This window comes from Tissierellales bacterium (genome assembly GCA_025210965.1).
GTDB lineage: Bacteria > Bacillota > Clostridia > Tissierellales > JAOAQY01 > JAOAQY01.
The window spans coordinates 1-6,753 of sequence record JAOAQY010000233.1; the positions used below are offsets into that span (position 1 = coordinate 1).

5 protein-coding genes are annotated in these 6,753 nt (G+C 33.3%); 1 reads left to right on the plus strand and 4 read right to left on the minus strand.

Going from position 1 to position 6,753, the window contains the following annotated elements; all coding sequences use genetic code 11:
- Positions 1 to 236: 236 nt before the first annotated feature.
- Together N4A40_16590 and N4A40_16595 are read right to left on the minus strand one after the other, a co-directional pair.
- Positions 237 to 1,412 (minus strand): amidohydrolase, encoded by a 1,176-nt coding sequence (locus N4A40_16590; protein ID MCT4663473.1) that lies wholly within the window; start codon positions 1,410 to 1,412, stop codon positions 237 to 239.
- A gap of 21 nt (positions 1,413 to 1,433) precedes the next feature.
- Complete coding sequence (locus tag N4A40_16595; GenBank protein ID MCT4663474.1) at positions 1,434 to 2,606, minus strand: hypothetical protein; 1,173 nt, start codon at positions 2,604 to 2,606, stop codon at positions 1,434 to 1,436.
- Positions 2,607 to 2,750: 144 nt separating this feature from the next.
- Between N4A40_16595 and N4A40_16600 the strand changes: the two genes are divergently transcribed.
- Positions 2,751 to 4,583: a helix-turn-helix domain-containing protein gene (locus tag N4A40_16600; protein MCT4663475.1), complete on the plus strand. Its 1,833-nt coding sequence runs from the start codon at positions 2,751 to 2,753 to the stop codon at positions 4,581 to 4,583.
- Here the strand turns inward: N4A40_16600 and N4A40_16605 are convergent.
- Both N4A40_16605 and N4A40_16610 read right to left on the minus strand, forming a co-directional pair.
- Entirely contained in the window at positions 4,566 to 5,888 is a 1,323-nt protein-coding gene (locus N4A40_16605) for a hypothetical protein (protein MCT4663476.1), read from the minus strand. The two genes, N4A40_16600 and N4A40_16605, sit on opposite strands and share 18 nt — an antisense overlap.
- A 93-nt stretch (positions 5,889 to 5,981) precedes the next feature.
- Entirely contained in the window at positions 5,982 to 6,500 is a 519-nt protein-coding gene (locus N4A40_16610) for an NUDIX domain-containing protein (GenBank protein MCT4663477.1), read from the minus strand.
- Positions 6,501 to 6,753 lie beyond the last annotated feature (253 nt).

Below are 6,753 nucleotides of genomic sequence, written 5' to 3' on the forward strand. Positions count from 1 at the left end.
GGCTCAATTCTAATAAAAAGGTAAGGCTAAGTGATTTATCCAAAACAAATGAATTTCAGCAAATAATTAGCGAGAAAACAAATAGCAATTACTAATGAACAAAATGCCCGATAGTAGGATTTCATTTCACAATTCAAATTAGATCCTACTATCGAGAATATATAATAAGTGGCGTATCTCTCCTCATAATATTATGAGAAGAAATACGCCACTATTTTTCGGCAAAAATATAATTGTTATAACTTACATCTGTGATTCTTCATCATCCTAACAGCCATCTCTGCATACAATCCCATAGATATAGCTACACTATTCTCGTCTATATCAAATTGTTCATGATGGTGAGGAAATACTTCTCGTCCATCTGTATAACCTGATCCAACAAATGCAAATACTCCAGGTACTTTCTCTAAATAGTACGAGAAATCTTCACCACCTGTGGTAGCTGGTAACTCTATATGAGCTCCTTCTCCTGCAATTTCTTCTGCTGCTTCTATTGCTATCTTTGATATTCTCGAATCGTTTATAACTGGAATTACTTTTTGTTCATAGTTAACTTTTGCTTCCGCTCTATAAGCCCTAGCTGTACATTCCACTATTCTTCGTATATCTTTCTCGAAATTATCATTCACCTCAAGACTAAGCGCCCTAGATGTTCCTTCAAGATAGGCATCTCCAGGAATAACATTGAATCTCGTTCCACTGTGAAATTGACCAACCGATATAACAGCTGAATCTAGTGGACTTACTTCCCGGCTAACATATGACTGAAGATTCATCACTATAGCTGATCCAACTACCACCGCATCTATTGTTTCATGTGGTAATGATCCATGTCCACCTTTACCTTTTACCTCTATTTCGAACTGACCAGCAGAAGCCATTCTAGGTCCTTCTTGAGCAGAAATTTTGCCGCAAGGAATTCCATTCCAAACATGTATTCCAAATATCTCATCGACTCCATCTAATGCTCCTTCTGCTATCATATTCTTAGCACCTTGAGCTACTTCTTCACCAGGCTGAAATATCAGTTTTACGCTTCCATTTAATTCAGATTTCATATCTTTTAAAATTTGTGCAGCTCCAAGCAAACTAGCTACATGCGCATCGTGTCCACAAGCATGCATTAAACCTTTACTTTGTGAACAATATTCCGAGTCCGAAACTTCCGTTACTTCAAGCGCATCCATATCCGCTCTAAGTGCTATAGTCTTTCCTTCTTTTTCACCCTCTATCCAAGCAATTACACCCGTGCTAGCTATTCTTTTGTGTTCTATACCCATTTTAGTAAGTTCTTGTTCTATCTTAGCTGCTGTGCTAAATTCTTTAAGGCTAGGCTCCGGATTTTGATGAAAATACCTTCTCATATCTATAGCATAATCTTTATACTGCTGTATTTTTTCTTTAATCATAAGTCAATCCTCCTCTGCTAGCTAAAGCATTTTTACAAAAACACCTGCAATAATTACTGAAGCAATAGTTACAGTTGTAAACCCGCCAACTAACATCTTTGGTAGCATAACATCTGTAGCATATTTTGTTTCCTCTTCATCCTCTGTTGCTGATTTTATAGCTTCTATCGTCAATATATAATCAGCAGGGAAACCATAAAGTGCTGTCATAGCTACTGAAAAAGCCATTTCCTTCGTATATCCAAGAAGCTTTCCAACTACTATCGATACTATAGCCATACCAGAAACTCCCACTATTATAATTCCAAAGAGAGGTCCTGCGATTTGACCTAACATATCTGGTGTTGCCTGCGATAGATTTGCAAATATAAATGCCATTAGAACTGTCATTAGCCATCCAAATGCATTAGCTTTGTTAAGAGCTCTTTCCTCTAAGAAACCTATTTCTCTACCTATAACACCAAACAATAGACATACAATAAATTGATTTAAATGAAGATAAGGTGCAGCTAATGTTGCTAACCAAGCAACTACTCCTAATTTAAGTAATATTACATAAGGTGTTTGATAAGACTCAGGTAGTGGCGGTATTATCCTCCAAGATTTAACCGGTTTTACTGTCTTTTCAGTCAAATCTTTTTCATTCGCACCATCTTTGTAATTTTTAATAACCCTTCTAGCTTCTTTTTTTAGCATCAATGCTGTAAGCGGATATCCAAAAAAGCCCTGCATGATATACATCGACGTAGCTAATACAGCTATTGTAGTAAGTCCTCTATCATTTGCTGCTCCACTCATCAATATGGATGCCACTACACCTCCTGTAAGTGGTGGAGTAGCTGCTACTACTGCTTCAAAGCCAAATAGCATCTTTCCTATAGTCATCGTCATAAGACATATCCCAACTACACCTGAAAGTGCTATCACAACAGTTTTCCACTGCCCTAAAAGTTCTCTTACGCTCATAAGCGTACCCATATGTGTAAGTAGTAAGTACATAGATAGATATACAACAGGCTTTGCAAACGAACTCTGTGTCATCAAATCTGCTGGCAAAACCGTCCAAAAACCTATCAAAAATAAAAGTGCTGAAACAAATACTGACGGTATAAATGCTTTGGTTTTCTTTGATACTATTTCCCCAATCGTCAAAACCAATAATACGATTGAAAATGCTGCTATAACGCTAAACATTTCAATTCCCCCATTCCTTTTTTTATTCACAACCCCGTGATTAATTTCAGTTTATCAATTTTTACCTTCAAATTCATTGTGAATAAAACCAATATTTCGATAAAATTATTGTGGTATAATAACAATATAAAAGGAGGGATTCTTTTGAAAAAGGAAAGATTAGAGGTTTTAATAGAATCATCAAGGCTACTAAATTCATCAAGAGATACTCAATACATACTAGATCATCTATTAGCTACATCTCTAGAACATATAGTTTCTGGAGATGCTGCAGTTATATTTTTGTACAATGAATCTACTAAATTTTTGGAAGTGAAAGCTATGGATGGATTCGATGAAGAAGTTAGTGAAGTAAAATTAGCGCCAGGCGAATCTATAACTGGAATGACATTTTCTGAACAAAAATCAATATTGCTAGAGTCAAATTCTGCCATAAATGAATATACAAAATCAATGAGTCCTGAAAATAAAAATTTACTAGAATACACCTACGAAACTCTATTTCCAAAAATAAATAGTTCAATAAGTTGTCCTCTCATATTTGACGACCATTGCCTTGGAGTAATAATAGTCGATAGTTTTTCTGAAATACCTATGACAAATGATGATTTAGAATTTTTAAAAAGCATATCCATACAAGCTACTATAGCTATACAAAATAGATTAGCTCTTGAAACACAAATCAATCAAAAAAATGATCTTCAAAAATACACTGCGATAATAGAAGAACAAAGCAAAAATCAGCTTTTTGCACTTCGCCTCAGCAATCAATTTACTCAAATGATATTATCAGGTTCATCAATAAGCGATTTATTAAATGAATTGAGTAAAATGATTAGTTTAGACATATTTTTGCTAGATAATTTCTACAATATTTCTCATCATTCCATTGAAAAATCAGATCTATTTGGTTCAATAAAAAAGAACAGAGCCCGCATATCACAAACTCTATCTAAAATATCAAATAGTTATTATGATTTAGATAATCATAGCGAAAAAATATACTTTTATCCAATAGCTATTTCTAATGAAATTCTTGGATGGCTTGGTGTATTATCTAACACTCCACTTAAAGATATAAAACCTATACTCGCAATAGAAAGATTCGTACTCGTCATAGCTTTAGAACTACTAAAAGATTATGAAAAACAACAGGTAGAACAAAGTATCCGAGGAAATTTCTTAGATGAGATAATAGACTATCCTACCGAAGATAGCTTAGATAGATTTTCAAAGCAATTCGGATTCAATCTAAATAAATCTCATAAAATGTTGATATTCGACTGGCTTGGACATGAACGATTTTTAAATCTACCTCCTAGATATAGATTTAATTATCTTCGCCATATCTATGATCATCTATCCGTTAAATTTCTAAAATATTTCCCCAATACATTGTCTTTTATACAGGAAAATAAATTAATCTTTGTACTAGAAATAAATAAAGTTACTATTTCAAATTACTCTGAAAATCTCATAGATAATCTATTTAATTTTGAAAATTTTCCTGAGCTAAAAATACACAGCAACAGTGACTTTGCAGTAGGTATCGGGCACAGTGTTTCTAATCCTCTTTTACTAAGTGAAAGTCTAGAAAATGCGCGCTTAGCTATAAAGCTTGGTCTTGATGAAAATATTTTAAATCCGCCAAGTATACCTGTATTCTATTTTGAATCACTAATGATAAAAGGACTTTTATCCCATATCCCTTCAAGAGAGGCTAAAATTTTTATTCATCGAGTACTAGGACCATTAATTGACTCTAAAAAAAATACACACCAAACGTTATTTGAAACGCTTGATGTGTATATTCGTTCTGGTTGCAATTGGTCCTTTACTCGCGACTCATTGTCTATTCATGGAAATACTTTAACTCATAGGCTCAAGCGAATACAAGCGATATTAGCCTCTGACTTAAGCAATTATGAAGACAAGCTGAGCATAGAAATAGCTTTAGAATTACTTAGACAATTCTAATTCCTTTGTGAACTCAATATATTTCATATCTTTTAATTCTTTTTGCTCTACACTTTTTAAACCATCTTCAACATATAGTGTATATATTGCCCCTGACTTATAAGGTTTTTGAGCTCTTATCTCCAATTTTCTAGAGCTCTTTTGAAAAACCTTTGTCGGGTGCTTCTCTCCAGTAAATGTAGTCACATATATCATATCATCTATATTATCTGGCATTTCAACACCTTGATTAAAAACTATAGTCCAAACCTTGTTCTCATCTCGTATGACCTTAGTATCAATATGTTTATGTCCAAATTTCGTTATATCTAAATCGAATTTTTCATAGGGTGACTTTGTAGATAACTCTTCTATATATTCCTCATCATCGACCATCATTGTATTTACATATCCTCCATCACCTATGACTAGCTGTACTATGTCATTTTCACAGATCTCTCCAAACAATACTGAATTTTCATCCGTATAGACATGAATTCTTTCGTATCCATTTATATCCAAGCTCTCTATATCTCCAACTTCATAATCTCCGTAGCCTAAAAGATACTCCCCCTCTTCAAGCTTTGAAATAACTTGATAAGCCGTATCAGAATTGCCATTTTCTAATAACAATTCGATGTCTTTTAGCTCCCTAATATTCCTGTATTCATCAATTTTCACACCGGTAAGTTTAAGTATATTTCCCATACTAATAAATTCCGATTTACTATAAATCCAATCAGCCGTAGTCTCGTATATATATTGTTCATCATTTTCATCATAAAAATAAGCTTTGGCATCAGATCCCTTTATATCGGCACTTTCAAACCTAAGCATTTTAGAATCTATCTCATTCAAATCCTCTTCTATATCAATTAGTTTTTCGTCCGAATACTCATCTTTCATAAAAATCATTTTTTCTACGATATTTTCAGAATTCAAATAAACAATAACGTAATCGCCAGTCTCCCACGTACTACAAATGCCACCGCATACTATTTCTTTATAATCTTTTATATTGTCAAAAAAATCCTCAGTTGTCTTTGGAACTTCATCGCATGCGTATTTCTTGAATTCAGTAAAAATATTTCTAGTATACGACTTAATTTCACCTGTATCCACTTTCTTAATTTTGAAATTTACAGAATTACCATCACTAAATATACCTTCAAACTGACCTAAAAAGACTTCATCTTCTTGTACCCACTGCTTGACACTTGAAGCCGCATTTATATTCGATGCGGCAAATGTACTATCAATAGGCATAGAAATATTTAAGCCAATCACTAAAGTAAACAATGCTATTTTAATTATGTATTTTTTCATGTTATTCCCTCCCGAAACATAAACCAACTCATTTTCAGTATACTAGTGTTTAAGAAGAAATTCAATACATTGTTGATAGTGAACTAACAACCACTACTCCATATTTTCACTAATCCATTTGAGCATATACGTCTCTCGCTTTGTCCATCTAGGAATTTTCCCGTATTCATTTGCCAAAACTCTTTCATTTTGTTCTATAGCTTCTTTAAGTGTAACCCACCTAGGTTCAAATCCTAGTATAGCCTCATACTCATCTAAATCTTGCTCTTCCAATTCATCTTCTACGCTACAGCTATAATAGTAAGAATCCATGTGAAACACGTCAAAATCGTGCTCTATAGGCTTATTGTACTGAATAATTTTTCCAATGCTATCTATATTTTCAGTCATAATAGCTCCAACTTCTTCCTTTAGCTCTCTTCTAAGTGCAGTTCTATGGTCTTCTCCTCGTTTTATTCCACCACCTGGGAACTTATAATCCTTATTTTCTCTAGAATAAACCAATAGAAACTTTTCTCCTTTTTTTATGACTCCTCTAACGGCTTCTCTTTTCAGCTTTCTACCATTTATATTCAAATCATCGCTTCCATACATCTCTTTTATGATATTCATTTTTCTTCACTCCCTTGCTAATTTCGCTTTTGTTATTCTTGATTATATCATAATATTTGCATGGTCTTTTCAAATATAATACACAAATACATATTTATTTTGTCCTTGTAATGATAAACTATAAGCATGACAATTAAACACTTCTTTTAAATGGATTTAAGCATAGAAAATGGTCGTGTAATAGTTTACACTGCCTAGAAAATTTAGGAGGATTTTTATGAAATTTATAAAAGATTTTAACGATAACTTCAAA